Raw genomic sequence first — 23,518 nt, forward strand, 5'->3', positions numbered from 1 at the left:
TTAGACTAAATAAAAATGCTAATTATTAAGTATTGCAGGATTTTGAAATACCCAGTACCTTTGCAGCCTGAATTAGAACGATGCTCGCAGACGGCGGGCAAGTGAACAAGAAATTATACAAAACATTAAGAAATGAAGAGAATTATTTTTATTATTTTAGGCTGTATCCATATCTGCCTTGCTCATGCACAGAACTTTAACGGACAATATATTTCTGAATGGCAATGGGACCTGAACAAGAATACCAATCTGACTAACCAGCTGAGACTGGAACTGAGTGTTCCGATAGGAAAAGGAAAGGACTCGTTCGAGGCGGCAACGCTGCATGTGGCAAAGACCAACGATGGCATTATTGACGACTGGCAGGGCTTTTCGAACATAGATGCGGATAATAATTTCGCCATGCTTGCCGTGCTGGGCTACATGCACGAGTGGAATTCGGGCCATCTGTTTGTGGGTGTGAGAAACGTGAACGAGGATTTCTTTACCTCTGATGTTACGGCACTATTCCAGAACAGTTCTGAGGGAATTTTTCCTACGGTTGCTTCAAGCTATCCGATAGCCAACTATCCGTATTCGGGCTTGACCCTTTACTTTGATGTAACCAAGGGAGGATGGACTTTCAGAAACAGTCTGTATAATGGTGCGGGATATAATGGCTGGAAAGCCCACGACAATCCTTTCCTGGTTCGCCCGAAGAAGGATGGAATCTTCAATATGTCGCAGTTGGTGTATGAACATAAAGGTGGAAAATATTTTGCGGGTGCTGCCGTCCATACCCGTCAATATCCGATCAACGAGGATGGCGAAATGGTTTCTGCCGATGAATCCAAGGGCAAGACCACCTGTGCCTGGTGGATTTACGGAGAGCAGAGCGTTTGGAAGTCAGGTGACAAGAACATTTCGTGCATGGTGCAATATTCCGAGAACACCAGTCATCAGAATGCCTGCTACCGATGCGCAGAGTTGGACGGTGCCTATCAGGACGAGAAGAACGAGTGCGGCTTGTCGGGCCAGTACGCCCGCTTCCAGCAGGGTTCAGAATATTCGCTGGAAGTAACGTGGAAAAGACAGCTGACGGAATCCATTTCCCTTCAGCCATCGTTCCAATACATCAAAAACGACAATGGAGATTTCACGTCGCTCAGTGCCCGACTCTATGTCAGTTTCTAGCAATCCATTTCGGTAAGACCAGGGTGCCCATCACCAGGAAAGGGTAATAGAAGATGGCACGCCAGAGCATGGCGGCAAGGATGGCTACTGAGGCATCGGGCAGGAAATCGGCATAATAAAGGCGGAACATCAACTCTGCCACGCCACTTCCGCCAGGCGTAGGACTCAGAATGGAAATCATCCACATCACCCATTGGCGGCACCAAGCCACCAGCATGTTGCCCTGACAATGAAAGGCAATGAGAATAGCTATCACGATGGCGAATCTCGACAGCCACGCCAGGGAAGTATAACCCATCAGCTGCAGCCAGAATCTTCCGCCCTCCAGCTTTGCCTCCTCCGAAGCCATCGTCATCTCCTCGGAAAACTTCTCTACCTTGGGCAGGAATCTGCGAAGGAAAGGAATCTTGCAGCATCCCTTCAATACCCAGCCCAGAATCTGAGGACGATGCAACAACAAGAGGTAGAGGATGGCCGTCCAGACAGCCACGATAAGGGTGCTGACTATGAAGATAACCTGCACTCCGCCCTTAATCCATTCGTTCGTAGCATCCGCAGAAATCCCCACTCCATCAGCCAAGCTGAACAAGAGATGCGATGGAACACAGAAATAGAGCAGCACGCAACTGATGGCAAGAAAAGCCTCATCAGCCAGCAGGGCTGCAAACATGGTGAAGATACTTCTGCCCATAGAAACTCCCTCGCGATTGAGATAGACAAAAGCCAAACCACTTCCCCCCACCGCCGAAGGAGTGACAGCAGAAGTAAACTCGCAGAGCACATTGATGCGGAACGCCTCGGCTACGGATAACTTATGCTGGCAGAGATGACGGAAACGGAGGGTGAGCATCAGATTCTGGACCGCAAAGAGCAACACGCCCATTACTACCCCCAGAAAGAACCTAGGAGACAAATCTATCCTGCTCAGAACTTCCACATCAAACTCCCGAATCATCATTCCAACAATGACCACCAGTCCGATGGAAGCCGCCAACCATAAATGCCATTTTTTCATATTATTCTCAAAATAAAACTATACCTTATTATATATAGTAATATAACGATTAAATGGCTAATCTATTTTGTTGTCTGTCAATTAAATGCTGATATCTGTCCAAAACTTCTACAGCAATGTCCTCCCAAGAGCACACCAGAGTCTCCGCGGCTACCGTATAGTTCATCTGCACCCAACTGCTCGCCGTCTATCGCCGCCTTTGCCAAATCAATCGTCAGCGAATTGCCGAAAGGAGTTTTGCGGATAATGCTGTAATACTTTATACCGCTGCAAAGATATTTAAAGGATGTTACTTTCGTGTTACAAAGAAATGAAAGAAGAGTGAAAGCATTGCCTTTTTACAAAAAGATTTAAAAAATGGGACTGAATAAGACAAGGTAACGATATTTTGATTATATTTGCAGTATTATTGCAAAACTAACAGATTTAAGATATGAAAAAACTACTCTTATCCATCGCCTTTCTGCTCTCTGGTATGGGAATAATGGCGCAGACTCAGGTTACGACTGCCGAAGGTATCCTCGAAGGAAAAGACCTCTCAGGCATCACAGTATTCAAGGGTATTCCGTTCGCTGCCCCTCCTGTAGGAAATCTCCGCTGGAAGGCTCCGCAGCCTGTACAGAAATGGCAGGGCGTACGCGAGGCTAAGGAGTTCGGACCGAACCCGATGCAGGAACCCATCTTCGGTGATATGAACTTCGGTACGAAGAAATACAGCGAAGATTGTCTGTACCTTAATATATGGACTCCCGCAAAGACCATGAAGGAGCATCTGCCGATACTCATTTATTTCAACGGCGGAGGATTGATGGCAGGTAGCGGAAGCGAACCTAGATATGCGGGCGATGCGATGGCGCGCAAGGGCATCATCTCCATCACAGCCAACTATCGCGAGGGCATCTTCGGATTCTTCGCCCACCCACAGCTCTCTAAGGAAACATCCTACAAGGGTTCCGGCAACTATGGATTCATGGACCAGGTGGCTGCCATCCAGTGGGTAAAGGATAACATCGAGGCTTTCGGCGGCGACCCTAACCGCATCACCATCGTAGGCGAATCGGCAGGTTCCATGTCGGTCAGCGCCCTGATGGCTTCCCCTCTCTGTCAGGGACTCTTTGCTCAGGCAATGGGTTCCAGTGGTTCGGTGATGGGATTCAAGAAGGTGGCTACACAGAAGGAAGCCGAGGAGAAAGGCGTGCAGCTTGCCCAGAAAATAGCCGAGAAGATGGGTAAGGAAACCGGAAAGAAGGTGAAAAAGAACGTAGGAATGAAGAATCTCAACGACCTTCGTGCCCTTCCTGCCGAGGAATTGATGAAGCTGGCGGGCGTAAGAGCGGTTCCGGTCTATAACATCGACGGATATTTCATGAAAGAACAGCCTGTAGAGGTATTTGCCAAAGGCGAGCAGACCAAGGTGCCTCTGCTTATCGGCGGCAACAACCAGGAGATGACTCCATTGGCGGTATTGATGGGCAAGCAGCCAACCGTTGAGAATCTGAAAGCTGGCGCCAAGGCTACTTTCGGAGAAGAGAACATCGATGAACTCTTCCGCCTCTACGGCATCAATAGCGATAAGGATGTATTGGAACAGCTGGGCGTGAATCTGGCTTCGGATATCTTCCTCGATTATTCTACATGGAAGTGGGGCAACATGCACAAGCTGACCGGCGGACAGCCTGTTTACCGCTACCGCTATTGCCATCCTCGTCCTGCTATGGCCATCAAGGGCAAGGTGGCTGCATTGGCTGGCGGCGTGGTAGATGCCAAGGAAGATGCGGCTCCTGCGCCACAAGACAAGGGAGCCGTTCATTCTGCCGACATCGAGTATGCAATGGGTACATTGCCAACCAACCGCGTGTTCAACTGGCAGCCGGAGGATTATATGATCAGCGACATCTTCAGCCAGTATTACGCCAATTTCGTAAAGACCGGCAATCCGAATGGTCTGGGTCTGCCTGAGTGGCCATCCACCAACGGCAAGGCAGTAGCCCCTGTGCTTCAGATAAACGTGAATACCGTCGTAAAAACTGATGCACAGATGGAGAAGCGCTATGATTTCATAGACAAACTGTTTTGGGAGAAGAAATAATTCTCTCATTACATTGAATCAATCGGAATACAGATTTCATTGAATAAACCAGAAATAGAGATGTTTCAGAAATTCATTATCAACAGAGACGGAGTACTGAAGTTCGGGCGTGTCTACCTGCACCGTGACATGCTGTTACCCGGCGAGCAATGCACCTACGGGGGCGGTTTGTGGAAGATAGATGAAGGCAGAGGCGCCATCGTGCTCTACGGCAGAAGTTTCGACTTCGGTCCTCCCGATTTCGACTTTGTGAAACAGATAGACTGGACGGGCTTGGGCGGCACCCCTCGCCCGCTCTTCTATCTGCCTCATTGGCCTAGCGAAGAAGAGATTGTGCCAGTCATCATCAATTAAGAAAATAGTATAATATTCTATAATTTTCTGTGTAAAACTTGCGGATAACAGAATAAAACACTATTTTTGCGAAGAGAAATCCTTCTCGGGGAAAGTGCTCTCTAAGAGAAGAGATTCCGTAATAAGTAACAATTAAAAAGCAGTATAGTATGAAAAAGAAATTAGTTTTGACAGCAGCCGTCATCGCTGCATTGTCAGTTGTCTCCTGCAATGGCAAGAAGACAAATAGCCAGGGGGCTGACCAGGATAGCCTCAGTTATGCTGAAAATGATTCGCTCAATTCCAACGATGTCATTCTCGATTCCATCGCCGGCACCTACGAGGGAACTCTCCCTGCTGCCGACTGTCCGGGCATCAAGACCGTTTTGACGCTCAACGCCGACAGCACCTACCAGTACTCAGCCGACTATCTGGAGCGCAAGGATGGTCACGACGAAGCGAGCGGTATCTTCAAGGTATTGGCTAACAACGTGGTAGAAATCACTCGTCCATCGAGCGGCGAGACATCTTACTACAAGGTAAAGGATGCCAACAGCCTCATCATGACCGATTCGCTGGGCAATGAGCCTGAAGGTGCCATGGCTAAGCACTATGTGCTGACTAAGAAAAGGTAAAACGCCTTTTTTGCCGGTTCTCACAGCGCCATTATTACAAACCTGTTACATTCCTGCCTTTCAAGTTAAAATCAATTAAGTTTTGCACCGGAACCTTCGCTATTCCAGATATTTTTCCTAATTTTGCGCCCACGTTTCTAACAGATGAAATGATTTTAAGATTCAATGGTATATACTAAATAGATTAAGGATAAAGAAAAATGGAACATGTTTTTACTGAATCGATGTTTTTGGTAGGATTCGTGATTTTCATCGCAGCCATACTCGTATTAGACATGCTGGTCATCGACCGAAAGGCACATGTGGTGTCTATCAAGGAAGCCGGTTCATGGACGGCTGTATGGATTATTCTCGCGCTCGCCTTCGCAGTATTCATCTATTTTCATGGAGACATGGTGCACGGCATCGAGAACTTCGACGACCTGAAGCTGATAGCCTCGCGCTATGCTTCGCATCTCAAACTGGACCCGAACGACTATGAGGGGAGTCTGCAGCAATACCGGCACTATATGACCATCTCCTACATCTCGGGTTATCTGATAGAGAAAACACTCTCGGTAGATAATCTCTTCGTGATGATGATGATTTTCACCTCGTTCGGAGTAGACAAGAAAGATTACCAGCACGTACTGAACTGGGGTATCCTGGGAGCCATCGTGCTGCGCTTCGTCTTCATCTTTGCGGGTGCTGCGCTTATCAGCCGGTTCGCCTGGATATTACTCGTATTCGGAGGATTTCTGGTTTACAGCGGTGCCAAGATGTTCCTCAACAGGAACAAGAAGGAGGAAATCAATGCCCTGGAGCATCCGGTAGTGAAGTTCATGCAGAAGCGCCTGCATCTGGGTCCGCTGGTGATGACGGTGGTGTTCATCGAGTTCTGCGACCTGATTTTCGCCTTCGACAGCATCCCAGCCGTATTCTCGGTATCGCTCGACCCGTTCGTGGTGTTCTTCTCGAATATCTTCGCCATCCTGGGCTTGCGTGCCCTCTTCTTCCTGCTGGCAGCGATAGCAGACAAGTTCCGCTATCTGAAGGTGGGTGTGAGTGTGCTGCTGGTGTTCATCGGTGTGAAGATGCTCATCCACGATTTCTTCGAGATTGATGCAGTCAGTTCGCTGGTATTTATCATCCTCGTACTGCTCGTCAGCATCGGGGCTTCGGTGGTGATTCCGCAGAAACAGGAAGCGTTGGAAAATACGAAATAAGCAAACCATTCGTAAAGGAGATTATCATCAGGTAATCTCCTTCCAGGAAAACATAAAAAGGGCGATTGCTATTCCCCACGCAAGGGATAAGCAATCGCCCTTATCTTTTATGAACTCAGTTTAGAAAGAAGAGCAAATGAATTGGCTTTCCCTTCGGCCGCCGAACTTTGTTTCTTCACTCTTCCCTCTTCACTCAATTTACTTCCAAGGATTCTCTGTTGGGTAAGGCAGGCTAGCTGGCTGGTTGTAAGCGATATCCTTGATGCCAAGATACTTGAATACCTCGAACAAGGTCTTACCTACGTGAGAGAATGCTACGGCTCCGTGGTGTGGATAACCCTTCTGAATCAATACGTGACGATAGAAGCGGCCCATCTCGTTGATGGCGAAGATACCGATACCACCGAATGAACGGGTAGGAACATCGAGAACCTCACCCTCTGCGATGTAGCTGCGGAGGTTGCCCTGAGAATCGCACTGCAGACGGTAGAATGTGATATCAGAAGCTGCGATATCACCCTCCAAAGTACCACGGGTGAAGTCTGGTTTACAACCATTCTCCAACAAACGGTTCTGGATGAGCTGATACTTAATCTTACGGTTTGAGCACATCTTGCACTGTGGAGTGTTACCGCAGTGGAAGCCCATGAAGGTATCAGTCAACTTATAATCGTACTTGCCCTTGATGTCCTCATCATAGATATACTGAGGAACAGAGTTGTTGATATCGAGCAATGTAACGGTATCGTCAGAAGCACACATACCGATGTACTCAGACAATGCACCATAGACATCAACCTCGCAAGCTACAGGAATACCGCGGCTAACGAGACGGCTGTTTACATAGCAAGGCTCGAAACCGAACTGGCTTGGGAATGCAGGCCAGCACTTGTCAGCGAATGCTACATACTGGCGAGAACCCTTGTGAGCCTCTGCCCAGTCGAGCAATGTCAACTCAAACTGTGCCATTCTGCGGCTGAGATCAGGATAGTAGCAGCCTTCGCCCATCTCCTTGGCCATATCAGCGCAAACCTCGTCGATACGTGGATCGTTCGCATGCTCCTTATAAGCTACAAGGAGGTCGAGCTCTGAGTTCTCCTCAATCTCTACACCCAGTTCGTACAAGCCCTTGATTGGAGCGTTGCAAGCGAAGAAGTCCTGAGGACGTGGACCGAATGTGATAATCTTCAAGCCCTTCAAACCGAGGATGACGCGAGCTACTGGTACGAAGTCTGCAATCATCTTAGCTACTTCCTCTGCTGTACCAACAGGGTACTCAGGGATGTAACCCTTCAAATGACGCATACCGAGGTTGTAAGAGCAGTTGAGCATACCGCAGTATGCATCACCACGACCATTGATCATATCGCCGTCACCTTCAGCAGCTGCTACGAACATAACAGGACCGTCGAAGTTCTTTGCAATCAAAGTTTCAGGGGTCTCAGGACCGAAGTTACCAAGGAATACAACCAAGGCGTTGCAGCCCTGCTCCTTTACTTCGGCCACAGCCTTGAGCATATCTTTCTCGTTCTCAACTGTAGTCTGACAGTTGAAAATTTCACCCTTGTACTCTTTTACGATGTTCTCACGGCGCTGAGTAGAAAGCGCGATTGGAAAACAGTCACGGCTAACGGCAATAATACCGAGCTTTACTTGTGGAATGTTGTTGCTTACCATAATTTTAGTTTATTACTTAAGTTTTTGTATAAATTGCTTATATTTATTGATTCTTTTCTAATTTGTTTGGCTGACAATTATTCATTGTTCCGAGCACAAAGGTACAAATATATTTTGTATCACCAAGCGTTTTAAGGAATTTTTTATTCAAAAAAATGGCGCAAAACCGAAATTCTGCGCCAAATGTAACATATGATAAAGTTCTTGATACATTTTATACGTATCTCTTTTATCATCTGATACCCTTTTTCTGTCTTTCTCTGCTTTAATATCTTCTTTAATATCTTCGCAGCGGGCGGTACCGGATAGTGTAAATCTGATTGAAGTACTCCTTCCAGCTGTTCGGCTCCTTGTCGTCATCACGCACGATGCGGATGCCGTAGAATCGGGTACCCGTCTCCTTGTATTCCCTGAATCGGGACAGCAGCTGCTGTGGCGGATCTGGAATCAGGAAGTCGGTAATCCAAAGCACATCGGCATTCACGTAATGGAGTCCGTCGTTGTCGAGAAGGTCGAACATCTGGGTCATCATCTTCTTTGCCGATGTTCCGCCTCCGATAAATGGAAGGTGGGTTGTGGTAGGCTGCCGCCGGATGCCTCGCCCGGTATGCGCCTGTCCATCTCCGTCGGACGGAGATGCATCTGCTTCGGCTGATTCCATCATAGTGATTCCAATTCTCTTCAGGCGCTCTGCCTTGCGCTTCGCCATTAGGTCGATGGCACGGGTACTGACGGAGAAATCTATCAGGAAGCAGTCTCGCTCCAGATCTTCTGCCGTTTCTTCCAGCAGAGAGATGAGTGTAGAGGATATCCTTTCGGGCGTGCCATACATACTGGCTGAGGTGTCCAAACAGACGATCATCGGACCCTTGCGGGAGGCATGGGTAAAGCCCAGTTTGCGGGATGGTTTCGACATTTCGCTCTTATAACGGAAGGTCTGGAGTCTTCGCGTGCGATACTTATAGATAAAGAGGCCCTCCATATCTTCATCGCTGTACTGTGCCAGTTCGAGCGGGAGAAGGGAGTTGAGATCATCGCCCACGGTAATGCCCTCGATATCGCTACCCGCAGAATGCTCCATCTTCATCTCTACGCCCGATGCGATGGTGAGCCGGTCTTTGCCGTTGGCATCGGCTACTCGTCCCATCTTTGCCACAATTTCCTTGATTTCGGGATATTTGTCCTGAATCTTCACCTGGTTCAGACGGCGTTCAAACTCCGTTTCAGTCCATCCGTTCGTCATCAGTTCCCAGGCTTGTACGGCTCGCTGCTCCGAAACGCCCTTCGTCTTCATGTTGCGGGTTATCTGGTCCATCATGCGCACCAGTCCTGTTTCGAAGTTGTTCTGACGGAGCGAGATGAAGTCCTTCAGCTTGTTCAATATCTGATGGTCGATGCAGACCTTCCAGTCTCTTACCAGCCTTTCCCAGTTTTCGGGTTTCGAAGCCCCGTCTCCAGTCATCAGCTTGAGGAAGAAAGGCTTATCAAACCCATCTTCAGCATGTTCCTGTTCCAGCTGGTCGAGCAAGGGGAGCCACACCTGTTCATCCCTTCTCTTAAAGGGAGCCCAATCGAGCACATCATCTGCCCGATGACTCTCGGTCCAGGCACGCTGGCGCTGGAACCGCATGTGATGGACGCATTCCACGATGAATTTTCCTACGCTATCATAGAACACCTTGCTCTTAATCTTGCTGTTCACCACCTGTCGCACGAATTTCTGCACCTCTTCGCCAGTTTCTTCTATGGTTACTTTCAGGGTAAAGAGATGAATAAGATAATCCTTCAGCGGGTCTTCCTTCAAATTCCAAGGCATGGCGGTGCCTGTCGGATCAGGAATCTTCACCTGTCCCGACTTGCAGAAGTCATCCAGCATCTTCAAGTAATACTGTGCCTCCGCCAAGTCCTTGTTATTCTGGTATTTCATAGGAGTAAATCCTTATTTTTTCTCCATCAGATATTCTGCGAAGATTCTTGCAGCACTCTCTACTTTGGCTGCGCAAGGGCGAGACTTGTAATATTCTGCCGTTCTTGCCGAAGCCACATAGCTGGACTGCGCTTTCTCGTGGCCCTTCAAGCCGAGGATTTCGGCACAGATGATACTGCCGTTCTGCTCCTTCGATTTGGCGAGCAAATCCTGCACCACCTTATAGCATGCCGACTTGCCCTCGCGGTCATCCCCCTCGGTCTGTCCGCAATCCAAGCCAACGAGCACCACGATGCCCGAAACGGCACCGCACATCATTCTCATTCTGCCTACTCCACCACCGAAGCCGGCACCAATGCGCTTCGCCATCTCATCATCAAGACCATATAAATCGGCAAAGGCAGCCACTACCGACTGGCAGCAGCCATAGCCCTGCATAAAGTTATCCACAGCCTGGTGAACACGCGCCTCCAACTCTGGAGTCAATATTTTCTGTTCATTCATCATGTTTAGATTCTTCTATATATAATAATGTAATAGGAGGCGATTAAACCTCATAGAGTTTCATCGTATCCTGACGGGTAAATGCCAACTCCTTATAGAAATCGCGGAGATAAGCCGATATTTCCGCCTTATCATCAGCAGATGCGAAGAGATTCTCGCCCAACTGCCTTTCCAGCGAGCTCAAGCCATCCGAAAGGTTTTCTATCTCTCCCTCGTAATCCCTTCCATCCTCCGGATTCCTGCGTACACGATGATATTTGATGTCCTCAGCAAGCGCATTCTTCATCTCCACGAGTTTATCTGCAAAAGGAGAAAAGAGGGCACGGATCACGATGTTTCGGATAGCATCCCGCTCTTCCGGTTCCTGCCACAGACAATGGTAGATAGGCAGCAAATCGCAGATATCCACCTCTTCCCTATCCTGCATAAAGGCTGAAGTGCGAAGCAGGCGGACGATATTCTTCCATCTTCGGTCACTCACATAAATGTTTCTGCGCTCGGCAGCCTCATCCACATTCACGGCTCTCAGAGATTTACGAATGGCAGAAATTGCATCAAGCACCTCCTCCTTCACGCCAATCTTACAGATTTTCTCCGCCCATTCAGCATACTCCTCAGCAGTAATCTTCAAATCAGAAAAATCTGCGTTATCTGCGAAATCTGCGTGACCTAAAACCCCTGTAGAACCAGAGAAATCTGCGTGAGATTCCAGCAGCATCGCCCGGAAATTCTTCTCCAGCTTAATCGGTCGGCTTTCTATTCTGATAACGAATCGGTCCCAGAGCGCCTCCAGTCCTTCTCCCTTAGCCGGCAACTCATTGCTTGCAGCCACGAGAAGTTTCAGAGGAAGATGCATTTCCCGATTGCCGTTTCTGAAGATTTTCTCGTTAATCACCGTAAGGAGCGTGTTCTGGATAGCAGGTCCCGCCTTCCAGATTTCATCCAGGAAAACCACATCGGCAGTAGGCAGATAACCCTCCACCGCACGTTCGTAAGTATCCGAAGTCTTCAGTTTCTGAATGCTCACCGGACCGAAAATTTCATCGGGAGTAGAGAATCGCGACATCAGATACTCAAAGCTCTGAGCCTCCCTGAATGCCGTCTTCAACTGTCTGGCCACCATACTCTTTGCCACACCCGGAGGTCCCAGCAGGATGATACTCTCACCTGCCAGAGCAGCCAGGAGCGAGAGCGATATCTCCGTCTCCTTCTCATAAATGCCCCGGTTCATCTCACCGAGTAATTGTTTGAATCTTTCAAGCATATTCTTACTTTTCTATTCAGAATCGTATAAAGACGAAAAGAAGTTAAGAGATAAAATTCATTATCCCTTAACTTCCTCATATTCTTTTATATAAATAAGGTATGGCTTACTTTACGTTGCCCACCTTAATCAAGTACTCAGCAATCTGAACAGCGTTCAGGGCAGCACCCTTACGAATCTGGTCGCCAGTCAACCACAATGTGTTACCATTGTCATCAGCCAGATCCTTGCGGATACGACCTACATATACATCGTCCTTACCGGCGCTCTCCAATGGCATTGGATAAACGTAGTTCTGGGCATCATCCTTTACAGTTACGCCTGGAGCAGCCTCCAAAGCCTTGCGGATGTCCTCTACTGCCAATGGCTTCTCAGTCTCGAACCAAACACTCTCTGAGTGAGAACGGAGTGAAGAAACGCGAACGCAGGTAGCACTGGTGCGAACATCAGAGTGCATAATCTTGCGGGTCTCGTTATACATCTTCATCTCCTCCTTGGTATAATCGTTAGGAGTCATCTTGTCAATCTGTGGGATGACATTATATGCCAACTGATGAGGGAACTTATTGATATGCTCAGTCTTACCAGTCTCGATGATATCCTTATACTGCTGCTCAAGTTCAGCCATGGCAGCAGCACCAGCACCTGAAGCACTCTGGTAAGAAGAGATATGAATCTTCTTGATATGGCTCAAGTTATCGATAGGCTTCAACACTACAACCATCATGATGGTGGTACAGTTAGGGTTGGCGATGATGTTGCGAGGGCGGTTCAGGGCATCCTCAGCATTTACCTCAGGCACAACCAGAGGCACGTCGTCGCACATACGGAATGCGCTAGAGTTATCAATCATCACGGCACCATACTTGGTGATAGTCTCGGCAAACTCCTCTGAAGTGCCGCCACCAGCAGATGTGAAAGCAATATCGACATCTTTAAAGTCATCGTTATGCTGCAAAAGTTTGACCTCATAGTCCTTTCCCTTGAAGTTGTATTTTCGTCCGGCAGAACGCTCAGAACCAAACAACACCAAATCATCCATAGGGAAATTTCTCTCAGCAAGGATACGCAGGAATTCCTGTCCAACTGCGCCACTTGCACCAACAATTGCTACTTTCATAATCGAATCTTTTAATTTATAAAGTTGTTATAAGTGTAAACTGTGGAAGAGAAAGCCAGCCTCCTTATCATCTTCATGATTCCTCATTTTCTGATAGCTTCATGATTTCTCATCTTCTGATAGCCGGAAACTGCTTATTTTCTCAAATCCGCTGCAAAGTTAAGACTTTTTCTACAATATCAAGCATAAATTCCCAAAAATTATTGCTTTTTGCTGCAAATTTATCATTTCTGCTTACTTTTCTGCAAGAATATGCAGAAAATTGGAGAAAAATAGTTGCTTATCGTATTCATCAATCAATACGACAGCCCTCATTTCTGTCTTCTGATAAGCTTTCCCCAACACTGCCTTAAAGCGACTACCTAAAGTCTCGGCCAACTCCTCACGTCCATAGATACGTTCTACTCTTGTATTCCTATAGGATATTTCATATTGCTGCCGTTTTTAAAATCTTTCGACAAAGTTACAAAAAATAATGATACAAGCAAAGGAATAGCCCGAAAAAATAGTGAGATAGTAGAATCTATTACATTTTTATGAGAGACTTTTTCCAGACCACACATACATTTTTATTAGGATACACAAATGGGGAAACTAAATATTTTTAATGTTTTTCGAAGTTTTTAACTAAAACGTTTGGCGATTACAGATTTTTTATCTACCTTTGCAGCGATTCTTAAATACTCTTGTAAAAGAGAGTTGAAGTTCGCGCCGATTGTAAAGGACAAGATTATCTGTCGTAACGATGACGATTGGTTTGGGGACTAAAGGATCAAGACATAAGGGAAAGGCGTTTACTTACGCTTTGTTTTGGCTCTTCGAAACTTCGCAACTTTCAAAGTCAAATCAAAAACGAAAGCAACAGTAGATGTCCAAGTGGGTAGATTGTACACCTTAACATCCTATTTTTTGATAGGATGCAGGGATTGTTATATACTATCGGCGTGGGCTTCTGCGTTGCTCGTTCAGACTTGATGAGCAGTGCGAAGGCCTCGAAGAGCGGGATGAGTGACGAGTACAGACTCCCGCGCTTTTTTTATGTCCTACTTTCAAATGTTATATCACAAGCTTTGGAGAGTCGGCTTGTATATATAATAATGTATATGAGCACTAGAAAATTAAATGCTTTGCTATTACTTTTAGGTCTCTCATTGCCTGCTATGGCTCAATCTGTAGACTACTCTATTGTTGCCGTTGGCGAAGAAAGCGGACTTGATTTCAAGAAAATCACTTCAGACAACGATTGCTTGTGCATGCCGGAAGTTAAAAGAAGAGGCAAGAAAATAACATGGTGGTCTGGCAGAGTTATCGCCATGTCACCTACTGAAGAAAAATTAGCTTTCTTATCCTATAAGACCAACAATTCAAACATCTATCTGAAAAATCTGACAGGTGCTGGAACTACGCAGCAGCGCACCAATCGCCAGCAAGTAATAGATTTTTCTTATTCGCCTGACGGACAGAAAATCTGTTTCACCGAAAAGAATGGTTCTTCCAATCGCATTTTCATCACAGACGCAAACAAAGGATATGGTTGCCGACAGGTAACAGCAAACGAGTTTGACTTTTCTCCATCTTACAATGCCGACATGAGTCAAATCTTATTTTGCCGTAAAGAAAACTCTGGCAGCTTTGGCATTTGGAATTATCAATTCAACGACAACTCTTTCTCCAACTTTACGTCTGGATTCAATGCCATACCAGTTCCTAACACCACAGACATTCTCTGTGTAAGATCTTCAGGCATTGGAAACAATGAGATATGGAGAATCAATACAGAAACAGGAGTTGAAGAATGCATCGTATCAGAAGGGAACCGCAGCTTCACCTCTCCTACTATTTCGCCTGACGGAAAATGGATTTTGATGGTAGGCAGCAGTATGAAAGTTGTTGATGTAGCGGGACAGAATAACCCAAATAAGGTATACCCTAATACAGACATCTTCGTTTGCCATATAGACGGAAGTAATCTAACCCAGATTACCTACCATGCTGCAGATGATTTGAGCCCTGTATGGAGTAAAGACGGCAAATACATCTATTTTGTATCACAACGTGGCAGCAGCACTCAAACAGCCAATGTTTGGAGGATTCCATTTATGATAAAGAACTAAAGTAATTGTTTCATTTTTAAATAACAAACATCATGAAAATTAAATTTTTAGCATTAGTAGCAGCGATGATGATCAGTACCACATCGTTTGCACAGTTTTCACAGAGCAAAAGCTCTTCTAACAGCAGTAACGAAATCTCCAAGGGTTGGAACAGCCTGTATGTGCAGTACAACAGTATTGGCACCAGCTACAGTCTTTCATCATTCGACTATGGAGATGAAGATCAGAAAGCGATAGACAATAGCGGTTTGAGCGACAAACTCAATGCATTCTCTATCGGTTACAACCGCGCTATCAATGTGGCACCTTCCATTCCTCTGTATGTTGAGTTTGGTGCAGCCCTTCAGTATGCATTCTATTCAGATGAAGCATCAAATGAAGATAAAGGCAGCTATTATACTGATAAATATACCGTAAAATATACGGGCCATATACTTACAGCCAAAGTTCCTGTAAGTTTGCTTTACCACATTGCAATTCCAAATTCAGATTTTGCCTTTGAGCCTTTCGCTGGCGTGGACTTCAAATACAACATCTCTGGTTCTGGCAAACAGAAAGAGACTGAGGAGTATTCCTATAGAGGAGATGATCCTGAAATCGATGAAGAGACTACTAAGATAGACAATTTCTTCGATAAGAAGAAGTGCGATGGTCATCCAGCTAACAGATTCCAGGCAGGTTGGCACGTAGGTGCAAACTTTGTTTACAAGAAGGCATTTATCGGTATCTCATACGGTCAGGACTTCTCTAAGTTCCATGACGACATCGACTTGAAGTTCAATACATTGTCAGCAACATTAGGTTGCAGATTCTAATTTATATTTTACTCGTAGCATTCTCCAAACTTATTTTAGGAGGATGCTACGAACTTTTACGCTCTATGAGAAGATATACACTCCTTCTATTGTTTTCCTTTATGACTTTAGGGATAATGAATGCACAGAACCTAAAGGATAGTACTTACGAGAAAAGCCAGTCATTGAACGATGTCAACATCACCGCCAAGAAAATTTCTTCTTTCTTGAAAAGACAAGATGCGACTACCAAACTCGATATTACTTTCATCAATACCCTGCCTAAGATATTAGGCAATACAGACCCTATACATTACCTGCAGACCATGCCCGGCATCTCGACCAACAACGAATATGATGCGGGCATACATATCATGGGATGCAGCACAGGACACAACCTGGTGGGTATCAACGGCATACCTGTTTACAACGCTGGACACCTTCTTGGACTGTTCTCAACATTCAATCCTTCTCATTTCCAATCCCTCACAGTTGCCACATCGCCAACCAGTGCTGATTTCACAGAGAGAATCGGTGGTATGGTTTCTTTAAACTCCATTGATACAATTAGCCATAAGATACATGGCAATATAGCAGTAGGACCAATGTCATCGCAAGGCACATTACATTTGCCATTATCCACAAACAGCACCCTTATCCTGTCAGCCCGTATGGCATACCTCAACTTATTATATAGCAAATGGCTTACATTCGACGGAGACAAATTCAAATATGACTTTAACGACGTGAATCTAACCTATCTTTGGCAACCTAACACAAAAGACAAGGTTTCTATCGACTTTTATACAGGAGGCGACCATGTGAACCTCAATATGCCTTACTATCCAGCTGAACTGAAACTCGGCTGGAACAACCTCCTGTTATCTGCCCAATACGAACGGACGTACAATGCCAACGCTAAGACCAGACAGCAGATATACATCACCTCATATAGCAATGACACTAAGTTTGTACGTGGAAATGAACAGCTTCTTTTGCCAAGCAAGATAACAACAATAGGAGTTGTCAACCATAGCCAACTGCATCATTGGGGGCTTGGCTATGAACTGAGATATCATGACATTGAACCCCAATCACCTGCCGTTAGCAATTACTATACCAGCAGGAGCACCAATACGACAGAAAATGCAGCAGAACTATCTGCATACGCAGACTACAAGATAGGAAATGAAAGTCTTTATGCCATCATTGGTGGCAGAGAATGTATATACTGGGCATCAAGACAGAAAGCTGACTTTCATTTTTCACCCAACGTTTCCTTCCACTTTCAGGGAGTTTCTTCCAAAGTAGTGATGAACCTATATAGACGCTGGCAAAATCTACACCAAACAGGAATATCACAGATAGGATTGCCTTTTGAGTTTTGGGTAAGCTCAGATGATTTTATCAAACCAGAATACGCAGACGGTATAAACATCCTGGGAGAAAAAGCCATCGGCAAAAGTGGTTATACCATCAATCTGGAACTGTTTTACAAAAAGCTGTATAATCAAGTGGAATATACCGGCGACCTGCTAGATTTCAGCAAGTCAACTTATGACTTAAAAAATTATGTAAGACAAGGCAAAGGTTGCAATTATGGTTTTGGAATCATGATTAACAAGCGATTTGGAAGCATAAATGGGTGGATAGGCTATACTTACACTCATGCATCCCGTACAATAGAAGGATCAACAGGAAAAGAGACATTCCCGGCATCCAACGAACGTCCGCATGAGTTAAATATGGTCTTATCCTACAAGACCAGTAAGCACTTAGTACTCAGCAGCACATTCGTATATGCATCAGGCACACCATTCACAGCCTCAAAGTCATTTTATGCCATAGACGGCAACATTATATCCCAATACAACGGATACAACCAGAATCGACTTCCTGCATATTCCCGTCTAGACCTATCAGCAGATTATACATTTTGCAAAAAGAATCATTCGGAGTATGGAGTAAACTTTTCTTTATACAACGCCCTCAACCATAGAAATCCAATCTACTACAGGTTGCATTTCCATGAAGTTGACAAAGAAAAGACTTACAGTTACAAACCGCTGAGCTTTGCGGTCAAAGTTCTTCCATCCATCAATTTCTATTGCAAATTTTAAACAGACAAGTTATGAAAAAAATATTTGAAGTTCTAATTATAACACTTCTTTTTATGGTTAGCTGCACATCAGATACAATCCCAGACTACCAGCCTCAAATCGTAGTAGAAGGTTGGATAGAAAACGGACATGCCCCTGTAGTCCGCCTTTATTGTACAGTACCCGTAAACAACAACGAGAACAAACAGGAGGACCTATACAATAATACCATCGATGATGCCAACGTAGCCATAACTTGCGATGACCAAACATACGTATTGCATCATGAGATAAATAACAGCTATGAGTCTTCAAGTATTTATACCAGCAACGAACTTACAGGCATTGCAGGAAGAAGTTACAAACTCACCATTGAGACCAAGGACGGGAAAAAACTAGAAGCAACAACATCCATTCCTTATCCACCCGAGATTTTAGAGAAAGGTATCAGCCAAGATCTCGGCAAGGGAAAATATAATCTCTATGCCAAGATAGAAGACGATTTAGCTCAACACAGATTCTATAAGGTATTTGTCAATTTAGATAAGACACATCAAGAAGAGTTTCACAGCTCTTTCTTGGGAGAAAGCGACAATGAGCTTTTCGACAAGCCAAATCCTAAATTACCGATATATGGCTTTTCCAGAAACAAAAAGGAGAACAGCCACGTTTCCTTTCTGACAAACGAGCAAGTTTCCGTTAAATTATGCAGAGTGGATAATTTTGCTTACAACTATTGGAGCGAATATGCAAAGATGTTAGAACTATCAAGAAACCCAATATTCACCTACCAACATAACCTCCCCACAAACATAAAAGGAGGAATTGGTTACTGGCTGGGATATGGAGCTTCACGATTTTCAATCACCATTCCTTAGTTCATTTGATAGAGATTCTTTCAAACATACGTTTGTCTTTTTCGAAATGCAAAATTGCAAAAATATCACCATGATTGTAGGATAAGGGCAGAAAAGCTGACACCATATACATGATTCCCAGACCAATACCTGCCAAAACGACCAGGCTGCCTAAGGAAACCAAAGTATATTTTTAATCTTTTCTTCATTACATTTTATCTTTTAGTTGTTTTCAGGGGGACAAAGATAATGAATTTATCCGAAACAGCATAGAAAGTTGGGGGATAAATGTATGAAATGCCATTCTGTATGTACCAAATGACAAAGAGGAGGCGTCATAAGTCTAAATTACAGTTGGCGCATAACAGTTGACCTACGCATGCACATCACCTGTTGTGCAAGCGCATATCAGCTGCTATGCAAGCGCACAACAGCTGTTGTGCGACCGGAGATACTAACTAACTCAAAAACATATACTATCTTTTCTAACAACTTATACTATGTTTTCCAACAACATATCAGTAACATTCCAACAAACAAAAAAGGGTGAATCATTTACTTATGACACACCCTCTTTGCTAAATCAGACACACAACTGATCTTATCTTATAATATTATACTCAAACTCATAATCCCCATTCTTCAGCCATTAGGGAACATCTTCTCTATTTTTCACAAGGCCTTCAATATGAAACTCCAGACTTTCCTTTGCTTCTTTTTGCAAAGCTTCAAAGGTTGGTGCTGTAAAAACCACCGCTCCTGGTACATTACTACCAAGAGAACCGCCATAATTTCTGTCGCACCACGCAACGTCAACAATAATCTTTTCCATCATGTACTACTTTAGATTTTCCAAATCTCCCCCACAATACATCATAGCTAGACCCGCTCCGTACCAACTCCGTACCCTCTCCGTACCAACTCTTAGTCTCTGCATAGTTTGCAAGGTTTGCTGCAAACTTTGCAAAGAATTGGCATTAATCGTGTCTAGAGACAATGTTTCGACTACCATACTTCTATCCCAATAGGTTCTTTGCCTGTACGTTCAAGACAACTATTCCTTACCAAGGTTTCTAGCTTTTCAACCATCTTACGTTTGGTTTCCTTAGAAGCATTCCAACGACGCAACGCTTCTTCTCTTGTTAACTTTGTTGTATTCATTCTTTATTCCTCCTTTTTTTAGTTCAAATTACAATTGCAAAAATACCTCCCGTCAATATTTATAACCAAAATTCATATACCTACAAGTTGGGAATCTAGCGATAAAAACAAGAGGATTGAGAGGCCGGAATTCTCTGTTTTCTGCTCTATATTAAGAACAAGACCTATAGTTGTACGACTATAAAGTTACAGTTGTACGACTATACATGCTATGGTTGTACAACTATAGAGTTATGGTTGTACAACTATAGGGGTTATAGTCGTACAACTATAGATTTTCCTCAACGGCATCATCTTGTCAAGAAATCGCAAATACCTGATTATCAATAAGTTCTTATTTCTCTTCATATTTTCGATATTCTCAAAGAAACAATAAGCGTCTGAAAATACGAGAATCTCAGGCAAGCTAATGTAAAAAAGTTTCATTCTTAACAACACCACATCACTACATCTTCGGGATATTCTTACGGATTACTTACTTCATTTTCCACCCATCAATGGTTCCCGTCTTCGATGAGAAGTTGCAGCCTATCTGATAAATCTTTCTGCCATCTGCTGCATATTCCCTGGCATAGCCCATATTCTCTATCTGCTTCAGGGCTTCCTCTGCCGAACCATCACGCTTGAACTCGAAGATGTAGATATAGTTCTGGGTCTCTACCACACAATCTACCCTACCTTCGCTTTGCTGTTTTTCAATGAACACCGTGAAACAGCTGATCATTCTCAATACGAGATAGAAGGTGTATTGGAAGTAACGCTCCTTCTCGCGTTCATCGTCCTTACGACGCTGGTTATAAGGAATGCTGGCAAAGAAGGAAGTCATCAGATTCTCCAACTGATGGCAATCGCCCTTCGACATCACATCTATTACCTGAATGACCCAGGCATCCGTTGACTTCGATGGCTTCAGATAACTAGAAGCTACCAGCGTCAGGAACCCGCTTCGCACTTCATCATTCGGGAAATCCAGGAGATAGGAATCGGTATCCATATTCCAGTCCTTAATGGTAAGATAACCGCTCTGATAAATCATAGGCAACGGTGCTTCCACATCTGCCTTGTAGTCGATAAAACTACTCGTAGGATAAAACCTGTTCACCATCTCGTTGATGTTCTCATCAAAATGAGACAATAGGCGAACAAGATAGGTTGGCGAACCGGTGCGGAACCAATAATCTGCCAGAATCTTCTTGCTCAAAGCATTCAAGATACTGAAAGGATTATAGATATCAAGCATATTAGGACTGAAATGATAACCATCAAACTTCCTCTTCAGCTTGTATTTCATCCCATCCTCCGTCGTCTTGTATCTCACGGCCATCGCCTTGATTTGTTCATCAAAGGTAGAATACAATTCATCTTCCGTAATTCCACAAAGTGCCTCGTAATGCTCATCCATACTGATGTCGTTAGGCTGATTGAAACCACTGAACACGCTTACTTGTGAGAACTTGGTGACACCCGTGAGCAAGACAAACTGCAGGTCATCATCAGCTTCCTTAAACACAGAATATACGCCTTTGAGCAGATTGCGATTATAATCCTCCAAAGTCATCTTTCCATATTCATTCTGCACAGAAATATCCATATCCATCACATCAAGCAAAGGCTTGTCATATTCATCAATGAGTACGACAGCTCTCATTCCTGTTTTCTTATGAGCATTCCCTAACACAGCCTTAAAGCGACTCCCTAAAGTCTCAGCCAACTCCTCACGCCCATAGATACGTTCTGCCATGGCAACAAACTCCTCCAACACTTTGTCTAACGCATAAGGCTCTACAAAGTTTTGACCACCAAAAGAAAGATGAAACACAGGATATTGCTTCCATTCCTTCTCCAGCTTGTCGATGGCAAGCCCTTTAAAAAGTTCCTTCTTACCCTCGAAATAGCATTTCAAGGTAGATACGAGCAACGACTTTCCAAATCGTCGAGGACGACTCAGAAAGTATATTTTACCATTAGTCACTAAGTCATAGACCAATGCCGTCTTATCGAGATAAACATAATCATCTTCTATGATTTGTTCGAAACTCTGTATGCCGATAGGATATTTCATATTGCTGCCTTTTTAAATTCTTTCGGCAAAGTTACAAAAAATAATGATACAAGCAAAAGAATAGCCCGAAAAAAAATAACGAGATTGCAAAATACCATATTTGTGGGATTGTTGACAAGGAAAAAAAATAATACCTTTGCCTTTTGAAAATAATAGTTTAAAATCATGGTAGAAACAATGAATAATATTGGAAATAGACAGCCGGATAACAATGCTGGCTGCAGTAAGCAAAAAGGAGTGAAGAATAAGCAAACCCAGCAGCTGGTACTATGGATTGGCGCTTTGATAGTAGGCGCAGTCTTAGGTATATTCGGCATCAGCTGGCTGGATGGTCTGATGAACTTCATAGCCACGGTCTATACCCGCTTATTCCAGCTTCTGGCAGTACCAACCATAGCCTTGGCAGTTATCACAACCCTGGCATCCTTGGGCAACCAGGCAGATACCGGTAAGATATTCCGCCACGCCATCACCTACACCCTGCTCACGACGATAGCAGCTGCAGCAGTGGGACTGGTGCTCTACAACATCGTTTCTCCAGGCAATTTACCTACCGCCTTGGTACAGAGCGGTATGGCGGATGTTCCCCAAAAGCTGGGAGAAACCAGCTATTATGACCATATTCTTGGGGTAATACCCAACAACATCATCAAGCCGTTTGCCGAAGGAAATGTACTCTCTATATTGATTTTGGCGGCAGCAGCAGGTATTGCTTTAGCCAAGATGCCATCAAGCGATAAGAAAGAAGTCGTGATGAAGGGATTGTTTGGATTACAGGATCTGCTCTTCATGCTGATTCATGGATTAATCTGGGCTCTGCCTCTGGGTATCGTTGCCTTTGCAGCACAACTCTCAGCCCAATTCTCTGCGGGTATCGTGATGGCTTCTCTAGGAAAGTACGTAGCTGTTATCCTGGGAGGTAATGTCATTCAATTCTTCATCATCCTTCCGCTCTTCCTCTTGGCAAGAGGCTTGAATCCAGTGCGCACTTTGGGTAAGATGATGCCGGCAGTATTAATGGCTCTGTTTACAAAGAGTTCTGCTGCTACGTTGCCGGTGACGATGCAGACAGCAGAAGACAGACTGGGAGTTTCCAATCAGGTTTCCCGCTTCGTATTGCCTATCTGTACTACCATCAACATGAATGGTTGCGCTGCGTTTATCCTCGTAACCTCCTTATTCCTGATGCAGAATGGAGGAATGCCTTTACCTTGGACTACGATGATTCTCTGGCTCTTCATTTCAGTTATCTCAGCAGTGGGTAATGCAGGAGTACCGATGGGATGTTATTTTCTTACCCTATCTCTGATGTCCGGCATCAATGCTCCTATCGGCATCATGGGCATCATCCTGCCAATCTATACCATCATCGACATGATTGAAACGGCAGAAAACGTATGGTCTGATTCCTGTGTCTGTGCCATGGTGGATAGGGATTTGAAAAGACAGAAACAATAGTGAGCATGCAAAAATATCACCATGATTGTAG

Annotated in this window: 19 protein-coding genes and 1 pseudogene; 10 read left to right on the plus strand and 10 right to left on the minus strand. The window is 44.7% G+C overall.

Annotated elements, in window-relative coordinates; genetic code table 11:
- Positions 1 to 132 precede the first annotated feature (132 nt).
- Positions 133 to 1,173, plus strand: coding sequence for a carbohydrate porin (locus NQ544_RS08605; RefSeq protein ID WP_006848269.1), 1,041 nt, complete (start codon positions 133 to 135; stop codon positions 1,171 to 1,173).
- Here NQ544_RS08605 and NQ544_RS08610 read toward each other — a convergent pair.
- Complete coding sequence (locus NQ544_RS08610; RefSeq protein ID WP_006848270.1) at positions 1,163 to 2,188, minus strand: lysylphosphatidylglycerol synthase transmembrane domain-containing protein; 1,026 nt, start codon at positions 2,186 to 2,188, stop codon at positions 1,163 to 1,165. The two genes, NQ544_RS08605 and NQ544_RS08610, sit on opposite strands and share 11 nt — an antisense overlap.
- 433 nt (positions 2,189 to 2,621) lie before the next feature.
- On the opposite strand from NQ544_RS08610, the gene NQ544_RS08615 reads away from it, so the two are divergent.
- From NQ544_RS08615 to NQ544_RS08630, 4 genes are all read left to right on the plus strand, one after another.
- Positions 2,622 to 4,277: a carboxylesterase/lipase family protein gene (locus tag NQ544_RS08615; RefSeq protein WP_006848272.1), complete on the plus strand. Its 1,656-nt coding sequence runs from the start codon at positions 2,622 to 2,624 to the stop codon at positions 4,275 to 4,277.
- A gap of 60 nt (positions 4,278 to 4,337) precedes the next feature.
- Positions 4,338 to 4,631 (plus strand): hypothetical protein, encoded by a 294-nt coding sequence (locus NQ544_RS08620; protein ID WP_006848273.1) that lies wholly within the window; start codon positions 4,338 to 4,340, stop codon positions 4,629 to 4,631.
- Positions 4,632 to 4,780: 149 nt separating this feature from the next.
- Positions 4,781 to 5,245 (plus strand): copper resistance protein NlpE, encoded by a 465-nt coding sequence (locus NQ544_RS08625; protein ID WP_006848274.1) that lies wholly within the window; start codon positions 4,781 to 4,783, stop codon positions 5,243 to 5,245.
- Between the two features lie 200 nt (positions 5,246 to 5,445).
- Complete coding sequence (locus tag NQ544_RS08630; protein WP_006848275.1) at positions 5,446 to 6,450, plus strand: TerC family protein; 1,005 nt, start codon at positions 5,446 to 5,448, stop codon at positions 6,448 to 6,450.
- A 198-nt stretch (positions 6,451 to 6,648) separates the two neighbouring features.
- Here NQ544_RS08630 and NQ544_RS08635 read toward each other — a convergent pair whose 3' ends face one another.
- From NQ544_RS08635 to NQ544_RS08660, 6 genes and pseudogenes are all read right to left on the minus strand, one after another.
- Positions 6,649 to 8,127, minus strand: coding sequence for an L-fucose/L-arabinose isomerase family protein (locus tag NQ544_RS08635; protein WP_006848276.1), 1,479 nt, complete (start codon positions 8,125 to 8,127; stop codon positions 6,649 to 6,651).
- Positions 8,128 to 8,404: 277 nt separating this feature from the next.
- Positions 8,405 to 10,054, minus strand: coding sequence for a vWA domain-containing protein (locus NQ544_RS08640; protein ID WP_006848277.1), 1,650 nt, complete (start codon positions 10,052 to 10,054; stop codon positions 8,405 to 8,407).
- Between the two features lie 12 nt (positions 10,055 to 10,066).
- On the minus strand, positions 10,067 to 10,561 hold the full coding sequence (locus NQ544_RS08645) for a C-GCAxxG-C-C family protein (RefSeq protein WP_006848278.1): 495 nt from the start codon (positions 10,559 to 10,561) through the stop codon (positions 10,067 to 10,069).
- Positions 10,562 to 10,778: 217 nt separating this feature from the next.
- A pseudogene (locus tag NQ544_RS08650) lies at positions 10,779 to 11,822 on the minus strand (AAA family ATPase); the annotation flags it as partial.
- A 106-nt stretch (positions 11,823 to 11,928) separates the two neighbouring features.
- Positions 11,929 to 12,942, minus strand: a complete 1,014-nt coding sequence (locus NQ544_RS08655) for an aspartate-semialdehyde dehydrogenase (protein ID WP_006848280.1) — start codon at positions 12,940 to 12,942, stop codon at positions 11,929 to 11,931.
- A gap of 234 nt (positions 12,943 to 13,176) precedes the next feature.
- The gene (locus NQ544_RS08660) at positions 13,177 to 13,320 is read right to left on the minus strand and encodes an AAA family ATPase (RefSeq protein ID WP_006848281.1); all 144 of its coding nucleotides are present in this window, start codon (positions 13,318 to 13,320) and stop codon (positions 13,177 to 13,179) included.
- A 749-nt stretch (positions 13,321 to 14,069) separates the two neighbouring features.
- On the opposite strand from NQ544_RS08660, the gene NQ544_RS08665 reads away from it, so the two are divergent.
- The 4 genes from NQ544_RS08665 to NQ544_RS08680 all read left to right on the plus strand — a co-directional run bounded on the left by NQ544_RS08665 (position 14,070) and on the right by NQ544_RS08680 (position 18,827).
- Positions 14,070 to 15,056 (plus strand): PD40 domain-containing protein, encoded by a 987-nt coding sequence (locus tag NQ544_RS08665; protein ID WP_040553427.1) that lies wholly within the window; start codon positions 14,070 to 14,072, stop codon positions 15,054 to 15,056.
- A 32-nt stretch (positions 15,057 to 15,088) separates the two neighbouring features.
- Complete coding sequence (locus tag NQ544_RS08670) at positions 15,089 to 15,871, plus strand: hypothetical protein (RefSeq protein ID WP_006848283.1); 783 nt, start codon at positions 15,089 to 15,091, stop codon at positions 15,869 to 15,871.
- Positions 15,872 to 15,987: 116 nt separating this feature from the next.
- Positions 15,988 to 17,970 (plus strand): TonB-dependent receptor plug domain-containing protein, encoded by a 1,983-nt coding sequence (locus NQ544_RS08675; protein ID WP_167529940.1) that lies wholly within the window; start codon positions 15,988 to 15,990, stop codon positions 17,968 to 17,970.
- 11 nt (positions 17,971 to 17,981) lie between these two features.
- Positions 17,982 to 18,827: a DUF4249 family protein gene (locus NQ544_RS08680; RefSeq protein ID WP_006848285.1), complete on the plus strand. Its 846-nt coding sequence runs from the start codon at positions 17,982 to 17,984 to the stop codon at positions 18,825 to 18,827.
- A 628-nt stretch (positions 18,828 to 19,455) separates the two neighbouring features.
- Here NQ544_RS08680 and NQ544_RS08685 read toward each other — a convergent pair.
- The 3 genes from NQ544_RS08685 to NQ544_RS08695 all read right to left on the minus strand — a co-directional run bounded on the left by NQ544_RS08685 (position 19,456) and on the right by NQ544_RS08695 (position 22,029).
- Complete coding sequence (locus NQ544_RS08685) at positions 19,456 to 19,641, minus strand: type II toxin-antitoxin system HicB family antitoxin (RefSeq protein WP_006848287.1); 186 nt, start codon at positions 19,639 to 19,641, stop codon at positions 19,456 to 19,458.
- Positions 19,642 to 19,811: 170 nt separating this feature from the next.
- Positions 19,812 to 19,967, minus strand: coding sequence for a hypothetical protein (locus NQ544_RS08690; RefSeq protein ID WP_006848289.1), 156 nt, complete (start codon positions 19,965 to 19,967; stop codon positions 19,812 to 19,814).
- Between the two features lie 475 nt (positions 19,968 to 20,442).
- Complete coding sequence (locus NQ544_RS08695) at positions 20,443 to 22,029, minus strand: ATP-binding protein (RefSeq protein ID WP_006848291.1); 1,587 nt, start codon at positions 22,027 to 22,029, stop codon at positions 20,443 to 20,445.
- A gap of 177 nt (positions 22,030 to 22,206) precedes the next feature.
- On the opposite strand from NQ544_RS08695, the gene NQ544_RS08700 reads away from it, so the two are divergent.
- Positions 22,207 to 23,487 carry a dicarboxylate/amino acid:cation symporter gene (locus NQ544_RS08700; protein WP_050758632.1) on the plus strand — a complete coding sequence of 427 codons (1,281 nt, stop codon included), beginning with the start codon at positions 22,207 to 22,209 and terminating at the stop codon, positions 23,485 to 23,487.
- The last annotated feature ends 31 nt before the right edge of the window (positions 23,488 to 23,518 follow it).

The organism is Segatella copri DSM 18205, from assembly GCF_025151535.1.
Taxonomy (GTDB): Bacteria; Bacteroidota; Bacteroidia; order Bacteroidales; family Bacteroidaceae; genus Prevotella; species Prevotella copri.